Annotated in this window: 15 protein-coding genes; 10 read left to right on the top strand and 5 right to left on the bottom strand. The window is 60.3% G+C overall.

The annotated features are described in order from the left end of the window. Nucleotide 1: 1 nt before the first annotated feature. The 3 genes from BO74_RS05540 to hrcA form a co-directional block, all read right to left on the bottom strand. Nucleotides 2-1,063, bottom strand: coding sequence for an SPM autocatalytic domain-containing protein (locus BO74_RS05540; RefSeq protein ID WP_496440661.1), 1,062 nt, complete (start codon nucleotides 1,061-1,063; stop codon nucleotides 2-4). Nucleotides 1,064-1,146: 83 nt separating this feature from the next. Next, nucleotides 1,147-2,154: a ferrochelatase gene (hemH, locus tag BO74_RS05535; protein WP_496440660.1), complete on the bottom strand. Its 1,008-nt coding sequence runs from the start codon at nucleotides 2,152-2,154 to the stop codon at nucleotides 1,147-1,149. Continuing rightward, complete coding sequence (gene hrcA, locus BO74_RS05530) at nucleotides 2,154-3,182, bottom strand: heat-inducible transcriptional repressor HrcA (RefSeq protein ID WP_496440659.1); 1,029 nt, start codon at nucleotides 3,180-3,182, stop codon at nucleotides 2,154-2,156. Before hrcA ends, hemH begins: the two co-directional genes overlap by 1 nt. A gap of 106 nt (nucleotides 3,183-3,288) precedes the next feature. Here hrcA and BO74_RS05525 point away from each other — a divergent pair, with 106 nt between their 5' ends. Together BO74_RS05525 and recN are read left to right on the top strand one after the other, a co-directional pair. Continuing rightward, on the top strand, nucleotides 3,289-4,215 hold the full coding sequence (locus tag BO74_RS05525; RefSeq protein ID WP_496440658.1) for an NAD kinase: 927 nt from the start codon (nucleotides 3,289-3,291) through the stop codon (nucleotides 4,213-4,215). Between the two features lie 3 nt (nucleotides 4,216-4,218). After that, a complete protein-coding gene (recN, locus tag BO74_RS05520) occupies nucleotides 4,219-5,874 on the top strand; it encodes a DNA repair protein RecN (protein ID WP_496440657.1) in 1,656 nt (551 codons plus the stop codon). Nucleotides 5,875-5,925: 51 nt separating this feature from the next. Here the strand turns inward: recN and fur are convergent, their stop codons facing one another. Further along, entirely contained in the window at nucleotides 5,926-6,399 is a 474-nt protein-coding gene (gene fur / locus BO74_RS05515) for a ferric iron uptake transcriptional regulator (RefSeq protein WP_496440655.1), read from the bottom strand. Between the two features lie 82 nt (nucleotides 6,400-6,481). Here fur and BO74_RS05510 point away from each other — a divergent pair, with 82 nt between their 5' ends. The 5 genes from BO74_RS05510 to greA all read left to right on the top strand — a co-directional run bounded on the left by BO74_RS05510 (nucleotide 6,482) and on the right by greA (nucleotide 12,859). Further along, nucleotides 6,482-6,997: an outer membrane protein assembly factor BamE gene (locus tag BO74_RS05510; RefSeq protein WP_496440654.1), complete on the top strand. Its 516-nt coding sequence runs from the start codon at nucleotides 6,482-6,484 to the stop codon at nucleotides 6,995-6,997. Further along, on the top strand, nucleotides 6,998-7,804 hold the full coding sequence (gene dapB, locus BO74_RS05505; protein WP_496440653.1) for a 4-hydroxy-tetrahydrodipicolinate reductase: 807 nt from the start codon (nucleotides 6,998-7,000) through the stop codon (nucleotides 7,802-7,804). A 144-nt stretch (nucleotides 7,805-7,948) separates the two neighbouring features. Then, the gene (gene carA, locus BO74_RS05500; RefSeq protein WP_496440652.1) at nucleotides 7,949-9,097 is read left to right on the top strand and encodes a glutamine-hydrolyzing carbamoyl-phosphate synthase small subunit; all 1,149 of its coding nucleotides are present in this window, start codon (nucleotides 7,949-7,951) and stop codon (nucleotides 9,095-9,097) included. A gap of 3 nt (nucleotides 9,098-9,100) precedes the next feature. Next, nucleotides 9,101-12,307 carry a carbamoyl-phosphate synthase large subunit gene (carB, locus tag BO74_RS05495; RefSeq protein ID WP_496440651.1) on the top strand — a complete coding sequence of 1,069 codons (3,207 nt, stop codon included), beginning with the start codon at nucleotides 9,101-9,103 and terminating at the stop codon, nucleotides 12,305-12,307. A 75-nt stretch (nucleotides 12,308-12,382) separates the two neighbouring features. Then, the gene (gene greA, locus BO74_RS05490; protein WP_496440650.1) at nucleotides 12,383-12,859 is read left to right on the top strand and encodes a transcription elongation factor GreA; all 477 of its coding nucleotides are present in this window, start codon (nucleotides 12,383-12,385) and stop codon (nucleotides 12,857-12,859) included. Between the two features lie 59 nt (nucleotides 12,860-12,918). Here greA and BO74_RS05485 read toward each other — a convergent pair whose 3' ends face one another. Beyond that, nucleotides 12,919-13,269 (bottom strand): YhbY family RNA-binding protein, encoded by a 351-nt coding sequence (locus BO74_RS05485; RefSeq protein ID WP_496440649.1) that lies wholly within the window; start codon nucleotides 13,267-13,269, stop codon nucleotides 12,919-12,921. A 44-nt stretch (nucleotides 13,270-13,313) separates the two neighbouring features. Here BO74_RS05485 and rlmE point away from each other — a divergent pair, with 44 nt between their 5' ends. The 3 genes from rlmE (at nucleotide 13,314) to folP (ending at nucleotide 16,842) form a co-directional block, all read left to right on the top strand. Further along, nucleotides 13,314-13,934 carry a 23S rRNA (uridine(2552)-2'-O)-methyltransferase RlmE gene (gene rlmE / locus BO74_RS05480; protein WP_496440647.1) on the top strand — a complete coding sequence of 207 codons (621 nt, stop codon included), beginning with the start codon at nucleotides 13,314-13,316 and terminating at the stop codon, nucleotides 13,932-13,934. Between the two features lie 127 nt (nucleotides 13,935-14,061). Further along, nucleotides 14,062-15,945 carry an ATP-dependent zinc metalloprotease FtsH gene (gene ftsH, locus BO74_RS05475; RefSeq protein ID WP_496440645.1) on the top strand — a complete coding sequence of 628 codons (1,884 nt, stop codon included), beginning with the start codon at nucleotides 14,062-14,064 and terminating at the stop codon, nucleotides 15,943-15,945. Nucleotides 15,946-16,005: 60 nt separating this feature from the next. Continuing rightward, complete coding sequence (gene folP / locus BO74_RS05470; protein WP_496440725.1) at nucleotides 16,006-16,842, top strand: dihydropteroate synthase; 837 nt, start codon at nucleotides 16,006-16,008, stop codon at nucleotides 16,840-16,842. Nucleotides 16,843-16,887: the final 45 nt, after the last annotated feature.

Genomic DNA, 16,887 nt, shown 5'->3' with positions numbered 1-16,887 from the left:
TTTATACCGTCAGATCCACTTGCTGGATACTGCCGACCCCGCCACTTTCCTTCAGGTAGATGCCGGTCGTCTGAACCTGTCCCATCAGAGCGTTGCCGGCATCCTTGATTGCGAAAGGTGTGGCGACGCGAGCCAGGCTGATGGCGCCCACATCCGTTTGCTGGAGTGAGCGCAGTGCGTCATTTCCTTCGCCGTCCCGGGTCCATACCGACAATTGCTCGTAGGCCGCGTCGTTTTCGTCGATCCAGCCGTTTTGATCGGTGTCGAGGGCTGCCAGTTCGGCGAAGCCGTCGCCGGTTTTCGCGCCGAACAGCTCTGATCCATCGTTGATCACGCTGTCGCCGTTGCGATCGAAGGCGAGGAAGCCGCTGCCGCCGGTGACGAAGTTGATCTGCTCGTCGGTGTTGCCGTCGGCGTTGAGGTCGAAGGCGAAACGGCGGTCGGTCAGTTGCGCGGCGGTTCCCGAAAAGTTGATCACCAGGGGGTCGCGGGTCTGACGGGCATCGCCGAGGCGGAGGCTGATGTCGGTCTGCGCGAGATAGCTGCGGGCCATCTGGAGCGAAAGGTTGAAGCTGATTTCACGTCCGTCGCCGGTCTTGACCGTTCCACTCGCGGCGAAGGAGGTCTGTTCTGTCTCCGTATAGGAGGCGTGATAGTCGTATTCGAGGCCGAATCCCGCTCGTTCGGCCGCTGGTGATGCCTGTGCGTTGGAGGGGGAAGCGGGGGGCGACGCATTCGAGTGCAGATCGCCCGCGTCGAACAGTCTGATATCCGTGCCGGTGAGCTTTGACACAAGCAGGCGGATCAGATTCAGTGCCGGGTCGTTCTCGGCGGCATCGAGTGAGTCTTCGATACACGAACTTTCACTCGCCTGGGCGGCCCGGGCTGCATCCGAGATCATCACCTTTTCCGCTGCGTTTTCCAGCGCTGCCAGCGTATTCCCCCGGCCCTCGAAATTCGGCCGCTGGTTGCCCACCCAGAAGCGCAGCGATTCCGAGGTTTCCTGGTGAATTTGCAGGCTGTGGCTGGATTCCAGTTGCAGCGATGAGCTGGTGACAATCATGATGACTCCCCGCGAGCGCGGTTAAACCGTGTAAAGGCTTAACGGATCGCGTGGGGTATTTCTTGAGTCCAGGGTTCAGCGGCTCAATACCAGCCTTGGAGGTTTTTCAGGGCGATATCCTTGAGCGCGGCAATCCAGTCGTCGCGTTCGTTCAGGCACGGGATGTAGCAGTACTCCTTGCCGCCAGCCGTCAGGAAGGTCGATTTCCCCTCCATGGCGATTTCCTCCAGCGTCTCCAGGCAGTCGGCTGGGAAGCCGGGGCAGAGGACGTCGACACGTTGGACGCCCTTGCGGCCGAGATCCTCAAGCACGGCCGAAGTGTACGGCTGCAACCATTGCGCCGGACCGAAGCGAGACTGGAAGCAGACGGTGGCGCGGCTCTCGTCGAGGTTCAGCGCTTCGGCCAGCAGGCGGCCGGTGGTCAGACATTCGTCCCGATATGGGTCGCCCTGCTTGACCGATTTGACCGGGATGCCGTGGAAGCTCATGAGCAGCCGGTACGAGTCGCCCGGGTGTCCGTTCGTCATCCAGTAGTGCCGGACGCTTGTGGCGAGGGCTTCGATGTAGCCGGGATCGGCGGGAAAACTGCGCACCGTGCGCAGTTCCGGCTGGTTTCGCATCGTTCGGGCCCAGGCGAAGGCGCTGTCGAAGGCCGTGGCGGTGGTGCTCGCGGAGTATTGCGGATACAGCGGCAGCAGCAGGATGCGCGAGAATCCCTCGGCGGTCAGTCGCTCAAGCGTCTTCGGAATCGACGGCTGGCCATAGCGCATGGCGTAATCAACGTGAACGGTACAACCCGATTGGCCGAGGAAGCCGCGTAGCAATCTGGTTTGCCTTTCCGTATGGGTTTTCAGCGGCGAGCCTTCGGCGGTCCAGATGGCAGCGTACTTTTCCGCGGATTTTTTCGGCCGGGTAGCCAGGATGATCCCGTTGAGGATCGGCCACCACAGGATGCGGGGAAGCTCGACGACCCGCGGGTCGGAGAGGAATTCCCGCAAATAGCGGCGGACAGCCGGGGCCGTCGGTTCGTCCGGCGTCCCGAGGTTGATCAGCAGGACGGCGGTCTTGTCCGTTCCGGAAGCGGGTTGCATCACGATTTTGCCTGGTAGGTCAGTGCCGAGGACAGCAGCCGGGCGGTGATGTCGACGATCGGGATGACCCGCTCGTAGGCCATCCGGGTCGGACCGATGACGCCGACCGAGCCGACGATTTGTCCATCGACTTCGTAGGGGGCGGCGATCACGCTGCATTCGTCGAGCGGTGCCAGGCCCGATTCGTTACCGATGTAGATCTGGATGCCGTCGGCGCGTTGCGAAACGTCGAGGAGTTGCATGAGTGCCGTACGTTGCTCGAACAGGTCGAACAACTCGCGCAGGCGCTTCATGTTCGACGACAGCTCTTCGACTTCCAGCAGGTTGCGCTCGCCGGAAATCACGTAGTGATCGTCGGAGGCGCGCATCGCCTCGTCACCGGCGGTCAGTGCGGCCGCCATCAGGTTCTGCAGGTCGCCGCGAAGCCTGAGAACGTCTTCCTTCACCCGGGTGCGGATTTGATCGAAATCGTGACCGGCGAAGTATTGGTTCAGGTGGTTGGTGGCGATCGCCAGTTCCGATGCCGAATAGGGACGCTCGGTGAACAGGATGCGGTTCTGCACGTCGCCGTCGTCGGTGACCAGGATCAGCAGGATGCGCATCTCCGACAGGCTTACGAACTCCATTTGCCGGATGCGTTGCGACTTGCGCCGAGGCGTGAGGACGATGCCGGCAAAATGGGTAAGCCCGGAAAGCAGGCGCGAGGCACTGCTGATCAGTTCCTTCGGTTGTGAGGGATGCAGCTTGTCCTCGATGGCATGAATCTTGTCGCTTTCCAGCGGTTGCACGGTAAGCAGGCTATCCACGAAAAAGCGATACCCGCGTGGTGTCGGTACGCGGCCTGCCGAAGTGTGCGGGCTGGCGATATAGCCGAGATCTTCCAGGTCGGCCATCACGTTGCGCACCGTCGCTGCCGAGAGGTCGAGCCCGGAGTATTTCGACAGCGCGCGCGAGCCGACCGGCTGGCCTTCCGCGATATAGCGTTCGATCAGCGTCTTGAGCAGGGTTTTGGAGCGGTCATCGAGCATGGGGTGGATTCTACAAAATTAACCGGTGACCTTTACAGTCCGGACTCATCTGATTCGTATTTTCTTCGGGATGGCGGCAAAAGATTTTGTGGTTTAATTCGATCCCATGAATGGCGCACCTTCTTCCCATCCTGACGACCGCAAGTTTTCGCCGAAAACGATTGCGCTGATCGGGAAATACCAGAGCCGTGAGATTGCGGAATCATTGTCGCTGCTGGCGAAAAGCCTGCATGAGCGCAGAATTGTGGTTCTGGTCGAAGAGGCGACGGCAAATATTTCCGAAGAGGAGCACACGGCTCGCCACTGGCAGCGCTGCGATTATGCGGCCATCGGGGAGCGGGCCGATCTGGCGATCGTGCTCGGCGGCGACGGGACGATGCTCAATGCGGCGCGGCATCTGGCGCAATATCGCGTCCCGCTGGTTGGCGTGAATCAGGGCCGCCTGGGGTTCATGACCGATATCGCACGTACCGACATGCTGACCTGCATCGACGACCTGCTGGCCGGGCGGTTTTCCCCCGAGAGCCGGATGCTGCTGTCGGGCGAGATCGTGCGCGACGGGCAAGTGATCGCCTCCAACCTGGCGCTCAACGAGGTGGTTGTCGACAAGGGAGCCATAGGCCGTCTGATCGATTTCGATCTGGTCGTGGATGGCGAGTTTCTGTACAACCTGCGTTCCGACGGCCTGATCGTTTCGACGCCGACCGGTTCGACCGCCTATTCGTTGTCGGCCAATGGCCCGATCCTGCATCCGCAGGTCACCGGTATCGTGCTGGTGCCCTTGTGTCCGCATTCCCTCACCAACCGGCCGGTACTGGTCGGTGATCGCAACGTGGTCGAGATCCGCATCGTGCGGGCCGACGATTCGCGGGTGCACTTCGACGGCCAAGTGACGTTCGATCTGAAGCCTGCCGATACGGTACGCATCCGGCGCTCGGAATTTTCCGTGCGTTTGCTCCATCCGCCCGGTTACAGTTATTTCGCCATGCTGCGCGAAAAGCTGCACTGGAGCCGGCAACCCATTCCGTACTGAATCATGCTGCTGCGCCTGACGATTCGCGATTTCGTTCTGGTCGACCGGCTGGAACTCGATTTCGCTGCCGGATTCGGGACTCTCACCGGCGAGACGGGGGCGGGCAAGTCGATTCTCGTCGATGCGCTGGCCTTCGTTCTTGGCGAGCGCGCCGACAGCGGGCTGATCCGCGCCGGGTGCGAGCGCGCCGAGGTGTGTGCCGAATTCGCTCTGGACGATGCCTCTTCCGCCGAAGCATGGCTTCGCGAGAATGATCTGGAGGTCGGCGATGGTCTGTTGTTGCGTCGGGTGCTCGACGCCAACGGCCGCTCCCGCGCCTATCTCAACGGTTCGCCGGTAACGCTCCTGCAGGTGCGCGAAGTGGCCGAGCGGCTGGTCGATATTCATGGTCAGCATGCCCATCAATCGCTCTTGCGGCCCGAGGAACAACGGCAATTGCTGGATTCCCACGCACAACTGGGCGAACTGGTCGGGCAGGTAGCCGACTCCTGGCGCGCTTGGCGCTCAGTGCGGGAGATGCTGGAGACCGCCTCACAGGGCGCCGATGCACTGCTGCGCGAGCGTGAGCAACTCGAATGGCAGGTTCGCGAACTGGAGTCGCTCGGTTTCTCCGCGGAGGAATGGACTAGCCTGAACGTCGAGCACAAGCGGCTGGCGCATGCGGCAAGCCTGGTCGACGGGGCGCGTTATTCGCTGGCGCTCTTGTCGGAAGACGAAGCAGCTTGCGAAACATTGCTGGATGGGGCGTTGAGCCGAATGGATGCGCTGGCGGGGTTCGACCCGGCGCTGGCTGAAATCACCGAATTGCTGAGTTCGGCGCGAACCGAGCTGGGAGAGGCCGTGTCGGCGCTCCACCGATACGCCGATCGCCTTGACCTCGATCCCGACCGCCTTGGCGAGATCGAGCGGCGTATCGAGGCAGTGCTGTCGTGCGCGCGGAAATATCGTACCGATCCGGAAGAATTGCCAGCGCAGTTGCAACGTTGGCAACAGCGTCTTTCAGCCCTGGGGGAGCAAGTCGACATCGCAGCGCTGGAGGCGCGCGTTATCGCATCGCGGAAACATTACGAATCGCTGGCGAAAAAATTGTCGGCAGCACGGGCCAAGGCGGCTCGACAACTCGGGGCGGACGTCAGCAGCGTCATGCAGCAACTGGCGCTGGGCGGTGGGCGTTTCGACGTCGCGCTGGTACCGCTTCCGGAAGGTGCTGCCTACGGGCTGGAGCAGGTCGAATTCCGCATCGCGGGCCTGGCTGGGAGCGAATCCCGTCCACTTGCGAAGGTTGCCTCGGGCGGCGAGTTGTCCCGTATCAGCCTGGCCATCCAGGTGGTGACCAGTCAGGCGGCAAAAGTTCCGACGCTTGTGTTCGACGAAGTGGACGTCGGCATCGGCGGCGGCGTGGCCGAGGTCGTCGGTCGCCTGTTGCGCGAGTTGGGGGCGGAACGGCAGGTCTTGTGCGTGACGCACCTGGCGCAGGTCGCGGCGCGGGCGAACTGGCAGTGGCAGGTTTCCAAGAAGAACCTTGATGGTGAGGTGCGCAGCCGGGTCGTCGATCTTGACGACGACGGTCGGGTCGAGGAGGTGGCACGCATGCTCGGCGGCGTGGAAATCACCTCGATCACGCGCCAGCATGCTCGGGAGATGCTCGGCTTCTCCTGAATTTCCTCCGGCGTTCGTTGGTCGAGTCGCGCGGTGCGTCGCCTTCCGTTTCTACTCGCCGGTGCCGGTGCCGATGCTGATCGCCGGGCCGGCAGGCTGCTTTTCGCGGTGCGGGCAGTCCGGGCGGATGCATTCCGCATATAGATACATGGCGTGAGCGACAATCTTGAACCCGCGCTCCTTGGCGATGCGTTTCTGCCGCCGCTCGATTTCCTCGTCGTGAAACTCTTCGACATGGCCGCAGTGGGTGCAGACCAGGTGGTCGTGGTGTTGCATCGCCTTGCGTTCGAATACCGCCTTGCCTGACTCGAAATGATGCCGTTCGAGCAAACCTGCCTGTTCGAACTGGGTCAGGGCCCGGTAGACCGTGGCCAGGCCGATATCCATGTTTTCACTGAGCAGCAGGCGATAGACATCGTCCGCCGTCAGGTGCTTTCCTTCCTCCCGGTCGAAAAGCTCGAGGATTTTCATGCGCGGAAAAGTGGCCTTGAGTCCGATGCTCTTTAGTTCGGTAGATTTGTTCATGACGTGTTTGGCGAAGTAAGTAAGCGTGCTTTCGGTTATGATATGTCGCTTCATATGACTCGGGTTCGGGGCCGTAAGTTTAATGCCATTCGTACATTATTTTCCCGGATTGACCTCACGCGCAGGAATTTCACGCTTTCTGGGCGTCGCGCTTCTGTCGTTGGCGCTCGGCGGGTGTTCATGGGTGCCGCGGCCGATCAATGAGTACAAGATCGATGTCCAGCAGGGTAACGTGCTGACTCAGGACATGGTGTCGCAACTCAAGCCGGGGCTGACCAAGGACCAGGTCCGCTTTCTGCTCGGTACTCCTGTTTTGATGGACATGTTCCACGCCAATCGCTGGGACTACGTGTATCGTCTGAAGAAAGGCAGCACGGGGGAGGTCGAGATGCGGAAGTTCTCGACGTTCTTCGATGCGAGCGACCGTCTGGTTCGCGTCGGCGGCGACGTGGCAGCTCTGGAGTCGGCCGATCTTTCGGCTCAGCCGACGAACAAGATGCGTGAACTCGATCTGGGCTCGGTGCCGGAAGGTACAGTGGCGCCTCCGGTCGAGGAAAAAGGGTTTTTCGGAAGAATGTTGGAGAGCGTGGGGTTCTGAATGGAAAAGATGAAAATTGCAGTGGTGGGTGCGACCGGGCGCATGGGGCGCATGATCATTGAAACCGTCCTTAAGGACGATGCGGCGCAGCTGGTAGCCGCCATCGATCTGGCGGGTAATCCGCTGATCGGAAAGCCGGCCGGGGAGTTGGTCGGTATGCCGTGCGATGTTCCGGTGACCTGCGATACCGAAGCTGGGATCGCCAAGGCCGATTGTCTGATCGATTTCACCCGTCCTGAAGGAACGCTCGAACACCTGGCGATCTGCCGTCGCCTCAAGGTGGCGATGGTCATCGGGACTACCGGACTCGACGACGAGGGCAAGCAGACCGTTGTTGATGCCGCGAAGGAGATCCCGGTTGTTTTTGCGCCGAACATGAGCGTTGGCGTGAACGTGGTCTTCAAGTTGCTCGACATGGCGTCCCGCATTCTTTCCGAGGGCTACGACATCGAGATCGTCGAAGCCCATCACAAGCTCAAGGTAGATGCCCCGTCGGGCACGGCGTTGCGCATGGGGGAGGTGATTGCCGACGCGCTGGGTCGCGACCTCAAGAAGTGCGCCATTTACGGCCGCGAAGGCGTGACCGGGGTGCGCGATCCGTCGACGATCGGGTTCGCCACAGTGCGTGGCGGCGATATCGTCGGTGACCATACTGTCATGTATTGCGGGACCGGCGAACGTGTCGAGATCAGCCACAAGGCCGGCAGCCGCATGCCGTATGCTCTGGGAAGCTTGCGTGCGGCACGGTTCCTGTCCGGCAAGAGCAGTGGCTTGTTCGACATGCAGGACGTTCTCGGATTGCGTTGAGTTTTGTGGTGATCTCTTCGTAGGTAGGTTGCGATTGCCGGTATCCGGCTTTTCAGATATAATTTCAGCCTATTCAATACATTAAGCGGGAGAGCTGGCGCTCTCCCGCTTTTGCATATCTAAGCTACGGAACAGGAGTTCTTCGTGTCATTGCTACCCTCTCTTCCGCCCGCTGTTCTCGTGCTTGCCGATGGAACCGTTTTTCGCGGTTACGCCATCGGTGCGGCTGGCATTGCCAGTGGCGAGGTCGTATTCAATACGGCGATTACGGGCTATCAGGAAATTCTGACCGATCCCTCGTATTGCCGTCAGATCGTTACGCTGACCTATCCGCATATCGGCAACGTCGGCTGCAATGCCGAGGACTTCGAGTCGCGTGCCAATTTCGCCGCAGGGCTGGTGATCCGCGATCTGCCGTTGCGTGCGGAAAACTGGCGGTTGCAGGATACGCTTCCCGACTACCTCAAGAAGCACGGTGTGGTGGCCATCGCCGGGATCGATACGCGGAAATTGACGCGCATCCTGCGTGAAAAGGGTGCACAGGCGGGCTGCATCATGGCGGTCGATGTTGACGAGGCGAAAGCGCTGGAAGAGGCAAAGGCCTTCCCGGGACTGGCTGGAATGGATCTGGCCAGGGTCGTGTCGGCTGAAGCGCCGTATGAATGGTCCGAAGGCGAATGGTCGCTGAAAGGCTATGTTCCTGCCACCGAAGCGAAATTCCACGTGGTTGCCTTCGACTACGGTGTCAAGCGCAATATCCTGCGGATGCTCGCCTCGCGCGGGTGCAAGGTGACGGTCGTGCCGGCGCAGACCTCCGCGGCAGAAGTGCTCAAATACAACCCCGACGGCGTGTTCCTGTCCAACGGACCGGGCGATCCCGAGCCGTGCGACTACGCGATCGAGGCCATTCGCGAACTGCTGGCCAAGGGCGTTCCGACCTACGGTATCTGTCTGGGCCATCAGTTGCTGGCGCTTGCGTCCGGCGCGCGCACGGTCAAGATGAAGTTCGGACACCACGGTGCCAACCATCCGGTCAAGGATCTCGATACGCAGCAGGTAATGATCACCAGCCAGAACCACGGGTTCGCGGTCGATGCCGAAACGCTGCCGGCCAATCTCCGGCCGACGCACGTGTCGCTGTTCGACGGCTCGCTGCAGGGCGTGGCGCGCACCGACGTGCCGGCTTTCTCGTTCCAGGGGCACCCCGAGGCGAGCCCCGGACCGCACGATGTCGCCTATCTCTTTGACCGGTTCATTTCGTTGATGCAAGCCAGGAAGGCCGAGGGAAAGTAACTCATGCCGAAGCGTACAGACATTAAGAGCATCCTGATCATTGGCGCGGGCCCGATCATCATCGGCCAAGCCTGCGAGTTCGACTATTCGGGGGCGCAGGCCTGCAAGGCGCTGCGTGAAGAAGGTTTCAAGGTCATTCTGGTCAATTCCAATCCGGCGACGATCATGACCGACCCGGAAATGGCCGATGTGACCTATATCGAGCCGATCAACTGGAAAGTCGTCGAAAAGATCATCGAGAAGGAGCGCCCCGATGCGCTTCTGCCGACCATGGGTGGGCAGACGGCGCTTAACTGCGCGCTCGACCTCGCGCATCATGGCGTGCTGGAAAAATATGGCGTCGAGATGATCGGCGCCAGCAAGGAAGCAATCGACAAGGCCGAGGATCGCGAGAAATTCAAGGACGCAATGACCAAGATCGGTCTCGGGTCGGCGAAATCGGCGATGGCGCACAGCATGGAAGAGGCCCAGCAGGTGCAGGCGGCGCTCGGCTTCCCGGTTATCATCCGTCCGTCTTTCACCATGGGCGGCTCGGGCGGCGGGATTGCCTACAATCAGGAAGAGTTCGTCGAGATCTGCAAGCGTGGTCTCGAAGCCAGCCCGACCCATGAACTGCTGATCGAGGAATCGCTGATCGGCTGGAAAGAGTTCGAGATGGAAGTCGTTCGCGACAAGAACGACAACTGCATCATCGTCTGTTCTATCGAGAACCTTGACCCGATGGGCGTGCATACCGGCGATTCGATCACTGTCGCCCCGGCGCAGACGCTGACTGACAAGGAATATCAGATCATGCGCGACGCGTCGATCGCCGTGCTGCGCGAAATCGGCGTCGATACGGGCGGTTCGAACGTGCAGTTCTCGATCAATCCGGACGATGGCCGGATGATCGTCATCGAGATGAATCCGCGGGTGTCGCGTTCCTCGGCCCTGGCCTCCAAGGCAACCGGTTTCCCGATCGCCAAGGTGGCAGCCAAGCTGGCGGTGGGTTACACGCTCGACGAACTGGCCAACGAAATCACCGGCGGCAAGACGCCGGCGTCGTTCGAGCCGTCAATCGACTACGTCGTGACCAAGGTCCCGCGTTTCGCCTTCGAAAAATTCCCGACGGCAGACTCTCGCCTGACGACGCAGATGAAGTCGGTAGGCGAGGTCATGGCGATCGGCCGCACCTTCCAGGAGTCGTTCCAGAAGGCACTGCGCGGCCTGGAAGTCGGTGTTGACGGGATGAACCAGCGCACTACCGACCGCGAGGAACTGGAGAAGGAACTCGGCGAACCAGGGCCGGAACGCATCTGGTACGTCGGCGATGCCTTCGAGAACGGCTTCACGCTCGATGAGGTGCATAAGCTGACGCACATCGATCCATGGTTCCTTGCGCAGATTGAGGACATCATCAAGATCGAGATGCAACTCGACGACATGTCGCTCAACGATCTCAATGCGCCGACGCTGCGCGAGTTGAAGCGCAAGGGTTTTTCCGATCGCCGCATGGCCCGTCTGTTGAAAACAACCGAAGCGCAAGTGCGTGCGCGTCGCCACTTGCTCGGCATTCGTCCGGTGTACAAACGGGTCGATACCTGCGCTGCCGAATTCTCGACGAGCACGGCCTACATGTATTCGACCTACGAGGAAGAGTGCGAATCGAATCCGAGCGACAGGAAGAAGATCATGGTCCTTGGTGGTGGTCCGAACCGCATCGGCCAGGGGATCGAATTCGACTATTGCTGTGTGCATGCGGCACTGGCGATGCGCGAGGACGGCTATGAGACGATCATGGTCAACTGCAACCCGGAAACGGTGTCCACCGACTACGATACGTCCGATCGTCTGTACTTCGAGCCGCTGACGCTCGAAGACGTGCTGGAAATCGTCGCTATCGAAAAACCCGTCGGGGTTATCGTCCAGTTCGGCGGCCAGACCCCGCTCAAGCTGGCGCGTGACCTCGAAGCCAATGGCGTGCCGATCATCGGCACCTCGCCGGATATGATCGATGCGGCCGAAGACCGCGAGCGTTTCCAGAAACTGCTGCACGACCTCGGCCTCAAGCAGCCGCCCAACCGCACCGCGCGCACCGAAGAAGATGCGCTCCGTCTGGCTGAGGAAATCGGCTATCCGCTGGTGGTTCGTCCGTCGTACGTGCTGGGTGGCCGGGCCATGGAAATCGTGCATGAGCCGCGCGACCTTGAACGTTACATGCGCGAGGCTGTCAAGGTGTCGAACGATTCGCCGGTGCTGCTCGACCGCTTCCTCAACGACGCCTGCGAAGTCGACGTCGACGCGCTGTCCGATGGCGAGGAAGTGATCATCGGTGGCGTCATGGAACACATCGAACAGGCGGGCGTCCACTCGGGCGACTCTGCCTGCTCGCTGCCCCCTTATTCTCTGTCGAAGGAAATCCAGGACGAACTGCGCCGGCAGACCAAGCTGATGGCGAAAGGGTTAAACGTTTGCGGGTTGATGAACGTCCAGTTCGCCATCCAGAATGACGTGGTCTATGTCCTTGAGGTTAATCCGCGTGCGTCGCGTACGGTGCCGTTCGTTTCCAAGGCGACCGGTTTGCCGCTGGCGAAGGTCGCTGCGCGTTGCATGTCTGGAAGGTCCCTGGCCAGTCAGGGTGTGACGAAGGAAGTGATTCCGCCGTATTTCTCGGTCAAGGAGGCAGTCTTCCCGTTCAACAAATTCCCGGGTGTCGACACCATCCTTGGTCCGGAAATGAAATCGACCGGCGAGGTGATGGGCGTCGGGGCGACCTTCGAAGAAGCGTTCGTCAAGAGCCAGATGGCGACCAACGTCAAGCTTCCCGCCGCTGGCAAGGTGTTTTTGAGCGTCAAGGATTCCGACAAGGACAAGGTCGCCGTGATTGCCCGTGACCTGCATGAGTCGGGTTTCCACCTGCTGGCGACGCGTGGTACGGCGGCGACGATTTCTGCGGCCGGGATTCCCGTGACCGTGGTCAACAAGGTGACGGAAGGTCGTCCGCACATTGTCGACATGATCAAGAACAACGAGGTTGTCCTGATCATCAACACGGTCGACGAGAAGCGCAAGGCGATCAACGATTCGCGGTCGATCCGGACCTCGGGGCTGGCTGCCCGGGTAACGATGTACACCACGGTCTGGGGGGCGGAAGCCGCCGCCGTGGGGATCAAGAATCGCGGGGAGCTGGTCGTCTATCCGCTGCAGACACTGCACGCCCGACTCGGCTAGTATTATTTTCCTTTTTTCTGCCGCCGGATCGCCACGTTCTCGTGAGCCGGCGGTTTTGTTTTCTGGTGAACAATGATGAACAAGACACCCCTGACAATTGCCGGCGCTGAAAAACTTCGCGTCGAACTGCAGCATCTCAAATCTGTCGAGCGTCCGAACGTGATTGCTGCGATTGCCGAGGCGCGTTCACACGGCGATCTTTCGGAAAATGCCGAATATGATGCAGCCAAGGAACGGCAGGCGTTTGTTGAAGGGCGTATCAAGGAGGTCGAGCTGAAACTGTCCAATGCCCAGATCATCGATCCGGCGTTGCTGGACGCGGACGGCCGCTGTGTCTTTGGTGCGACGGTTGACCTCGAGGATCAGGATTCGGGCGATCAGGTCACCTACCAGATCGTCGGAGAGGACGAGGCGGACATTAAAACCGGGAAAATATCGGTCAATTCGCCGATCGCCCGCGCGCTGATCGGAAAGTATGCCGGCGATGTGGCGCAGGTCCAGGCTCCGGGCGGAATCCGGGAGTATGAGGTGCTGGACGTTCGCTACGAGTAATGTTTTCAGAGCCAGCGGAAGTAGGCCTTGGCCGACCTCCGCTGGCTTGTCGTTTGCGGCTAGGCTTGATAGCTGCGCTTGGTTCGGCGTGGGTCCGAGCGCCGGGATGACCGGAGCGATTCCTTCGGGATGGTTTGTTCAGGCGCGGGGCGCCAGATGACGAGCAGCTTGCCAATATGTTGTACCGGCGCAGCTTCCAGATGCTGGCAGATTTCCGACAGCAACTGTTCGCGCTCCTCGCGCTCGTCACTGTAAACCCGTATCTTGATCAACTCATGGCTGTCGAGGCAGACACCGATTTCCTTCATTACGGATTCGCTGAGGCCCTTCTGGCTGATCGAAACGACGGGTTTCAAGGAGTGGGCCCGGGCGCGAAGTGCGCGTCGCTGGGCTGCAGTGATATCAAGCATCGGCAGAAACCTTCAAAAACGCGCATTCTACAGGGTTTGAGTCAATGAAGCGTACCAGGACAAGCAAGGCGTGGATGCACGAACACGTAAGCGATCAGTTCGTGCAGCGGGCAAAGGCAGAAGGCTTCCGTTCCCGCGCCTCGTTCAAACTGATGGAAATCGATGACCGGGACCATTTGATTCGGCCAGGATGTGTCGTCGTCGATCTGGGCGCGGCTCCGGGAGGGTGGTCGCAGGTCGCGGCCCAACGAATGAAGGGCCGGGGCAGGGTTGTGGCGCTGGATCTGCTCGAAATGACCGGGTTGCATGGTGTCGAGTTCATCCAGGGCGACTTTCGTGAGGACGAGGTGTTACGCCAGCTGGAAGATCTGCTCGCAGGCGAGAAAGTTGACCTTGTGCTTTCCGATATGGCCCCCAATATATCCGGTGTGCCCGTGTCCGATCAGGCGCGGGTCATGCATCTGGCAGAGTTGGGACTCGATTTCTCGCGCCAGTGGTTGAAACCGGATGGGGCTTTTCTGGTCAAAGTTTTCCAGGGATATGGATATGAAGAGTTCGTTCGTGCAATGAGAGAGGTTTTCCGGTCGGTAGTGACGCGTAAACCCGATGCCTCTCGCGATCGAAGTTCGGAAGTCTATCTGCTTGGAAAATGTTTGAAAGTCTGAACGCTGAACGACTGATAGCCGAGTAACGGGGCGATCTGACGGAACGGTGGAGAAGGTTTAGAATGTTGTCTTTCTTAGAGAGATGGTTTCCTGGCGTGCCAGGACGAAGCGAGGAAGAGGTACGGCATTGAATAACATGTTCAAGAATCTGGCGGTCTGGCTGGTGATTGGCCTCGTGCTGATGACTGTCTTCAACCAGTTCAATTCCCGGCAGGTGACGCAGGCCTCGATGGAGTATTCCCAGTTCATGGATGAGGTTGGGCGGGGATCGATTACCAAGGTCGTCATCGAAGGCCGGGTGCTCAAGGCGACGACGGCGGATGGTCGCAAGCTGACGACTTACGCGCCGCCGGATCTCTGGATGGTTTCCGACCTGCTCAAGCATGGTGTCAAGGTGGAAGCCAAGCCTGAAGAAGAGCAATCGTTCCTGATGAATATCTTCATCAGCTGGTTCCCGATGCTGTTGCTGATCGGCGTCTGGGTGTTCTTCATGCGCCAGATGCAAGGCGGCGGCAAGGGCGGCGCGTTCTCCTTCGGCAAGAGCAAGGCGCGCTTGCTGGATGAGTCTTCGAACAACGTGACCTTTGCGGACGTCGCTGGTTGCGACGAGGCGAAGGAAGAGGTTTCCGAACTGGTCGATTTTCTGCGTGATCCGAGCAAGTTCCAGAAGCTCGGCGGGCGGATTCCCAAGGGCGTGCTTCTCGTCGGTAACCCCGGAACAGGAAAAACACTGCTGGCGAAAGCCATCGCCGGCGAGGCGAAAGTGCCGTTTTTCTCGATCTCCGGTTCCGACTTCGTCGAGATGTTCGTCGGTGTGGGCGCGGCGCGTGTTCGTGACATGTTCGAGAACGCCAAGAAGAATTCCCCTTGCATCATCTTCATCGACGAGCTTGACGCGGTCGGGCGCCAGCGTGGTGCCGGTCTCGGTGGTGGCAATGACGAGCGCGAGCAGACCCTGAACCAGATGCTCGTCGAGATGGATGGCTTCGAAGCGAGTTCCGGGGTGATCGTTATTGCAGCGACCAACCGTCCTGACGTTCTCGACCCCGCGTTGATGCGTCCGGGTCGTTTCGACCGGCAGGTCGTGGTGCCGCTGCCGGATATCCGCGGCCGTGAGCAGATTCTCAATGTGCACATGCGCAAGGTGCCGCTGGCGCCGGACGTCAAGGCCGACATCATTGCACGGGGCACGCCGGGCTTTTCGGGTGCCGATCTGGCCAATCTGGTCAACGAGGCGGCGCTATTCGCCGCGCGCGGCAACAAGCGCCTCGTCGATATGGAAGATTTCGAGAAGGCCAAGGACAAGATCATGATGGGGGCCGAGCGCCGCAGCATGGTCATGAGCGACGAGGAAAAGCGCAATACGGCCTACCATGAATCCGGCCACGCCGTTGTCGCCAAGCTGGTGCCGAAGTCCGATCCGGTGCACAAGGTGACGATCATTCCGCGCGGACGCGCGCTAGGGCTGACGATGCAGTTGCCTGAAGAAGATCGTTATGCTTACGACCGCACGTACCTGATGAGCCGTGTCGCCGTGCTTTTTGGTGGCCGTATCGCTGAAGAGTTGTTCATGAATCAGATGACGACCGGCGCGTCCAACGACTTCGAGCGGGCGACGCAGATGGCGCGTGATATGGTAACTCGCTACGGCATGTCCGACGTGCTCGGTCCGATGGTATACGGCGAGAACGAGGGCGAAGTATTCCTCGGCCGTTCCGTGACCACACACAAGAATGTCTCGGAAGCGACGATGCAGAAGGTAGATGCCGAAATTCGCCGGATTATCGACGAGCAGTACGGGCTGGCCCGGAAGCTCCTCGACGAGAATCGCGACAAGGTCGAAGCGATGACGAAGGCGTTGCTCGAATGGGAAACCATCGATGCTGAGCAGATCGACGACATCATGGCGGGCAAGCCGCCGCGTCCGCCGAAAGATCCGCAGCCGAGAATGAATGGTGCAGCGGGGTCGCCCCCGCCGAGTGCGGCGCCCAGCGCCACGGCACCCGCCTGACGCCGACACGGCCGATGGCATGAAACCGGGGGAGGCAACTCCCCCTTTTTTCGTCCAGGAATATCGATGCTTCGTTGCGGAAAATTTCAGCTCTCTCTAGAGCGGCCTCTTGTCATGGGGATCGTCAATCTCACGCCGGACTCCTTTTCCGGGGATGGGGTGGCGAGCGACACGGCGTGTGCGATCGCCCATGCCTGGCGTCAGATCGAAGCCGGGGCCGACATGATCGATCTCGGCGCTGAATCCTCTCGTCCAGGGGCGATTCCGACGTCGCTCGACGAGGAACTGGCGCGCCTCATCCCGGTGTTGGAGGGCCTGGCGGACTGCCCGGTGCCGATCTCCATTGATACGTACAAGCCGGAGGTGATGCAGGCTGCGCTTGAACATGGCGCCTCGATGATCAACGACATCTACGCGCTACGCCGCCCCGGCGCAATTGATGCCGTTGTCGGGAGCGACTGCGCGATTTGTCTGATGCATATGCAGGGCGATCCGCTCACCATGCAACAGGATCCTGCCTATCAAGGGGATGTCGTCAGCGAGGTGAGCGAGTTCTTGTCGGGACGTGTTGGTGAGGCGATGGCTGCAGGGATTTCCCGTGACCGCCTGGTGCTCGATCCAGGATTCGGTTTCGGCAAGACGCTTGAAAACAACCTCGCGATGCTTGCCCAGCTTGGGGAGACTGGCTGTTACGGACTGCCGATTCTTGCGGGGATGTCACGTAAGTCGATGTTGGGGGCTATTACCGGGAAAGCGGTGTCGGACCGACTGGGCGCCAGTGTGGCGGCAGCATTGATCGCAGCGGCGCGTGGGGCGCGGATTTTGCGCGTGCATGATGTCGCGGAAACACGTGATGCGATTGCTGTCTGGCAAGCCGTCGAGTTGGCTCGAAGCTGACCGGATCAATTCCGCTGCCCATCGCCATGACATCGGTGCGGCCAC

Source organism: Propionivibrio pelophilus DSM 12018, assembly GCF_059569095.1.
This window is presented reverse-complemented; position numbering and strand designations above follow the sequence as displayed.

Coding starts and splice junctions, on each gene's coding strand:
- BO74_RS05540 (WP_496440661.1), bottom strand. CDS start 1,063: ATGATTGTCACCAGCTCATCGCTGCAACTGGAATCCAGCCACAGCCTG.
- hemH (WP_496440660.1), bottom strand. CDS start 2,154: ATGCAACCCGCTTCCGGAACGGACAAGACCGCCGTCCTGCTGATCAAC.
- hrcA (WP_496440659.1), bottom strand. CDS start 3,182: ATGCTCGATGACCGCTCCAAAACCCTGCTCAAGACGCTGATCGAACGC.
- BO74_RS05525 (WP_496440658.1), top strand. CDS start 3,289: ATGAATGGCGCACCTTCTTCCCATCCTGACGACCGCAAGTTTTCGCCG.
- recN (WP_496440657.1), top strand. CDS start 4,219: ATGCTGCTGCGCCTGACGATTCGCGATTTCGTTCTGGTCGACCGGCTG.
- fur (WP_496440655.1), bottom strand. CDS start 6,399: ATGAACAAATCTACCGAACTAAAGAGCATCGGACTCAAGGCCACTTTT.
- BO74_RS05510 (WP_496440654.1), top strand. CDS start 6,482: ATGCCATTCGTACATTATTTTCCCGGATTGACCTCACGCGCAGGAATT.
- dapB (WP_496440653.1), top strand. CDS start 6,998: ATGGAAAAGATGAAAATTGCAGTGGTGGGTGCGACCGGGCGCATGGGG.
- carB (WP_496440651.1), top strand. CDS start 9,101: ATGCCGAAGCGTACAGACATTAAGAGCATCCTGATCATTGGCGCGGGC.
- greA (WP_496440650.1), top strand. CDS start 12,383: ATGAACAAGACACCCCTGACAATTGCCGGCGCTGAAAAACTTCGCGTC.
- BO74_RS05485 (WP_496440649.1), bottom strand. CDS start 13,269: ATGCTTGATATCACTGCAGCCCAGCGACGCGCACTTCGCGCCCGGGCC.
- rlmE (WP_496440647.1), top strand. CDS start 13,314: ATGAAGCGTACCAGGACAAGCAAGGCGTGGATGCACGAACACGTAAGC.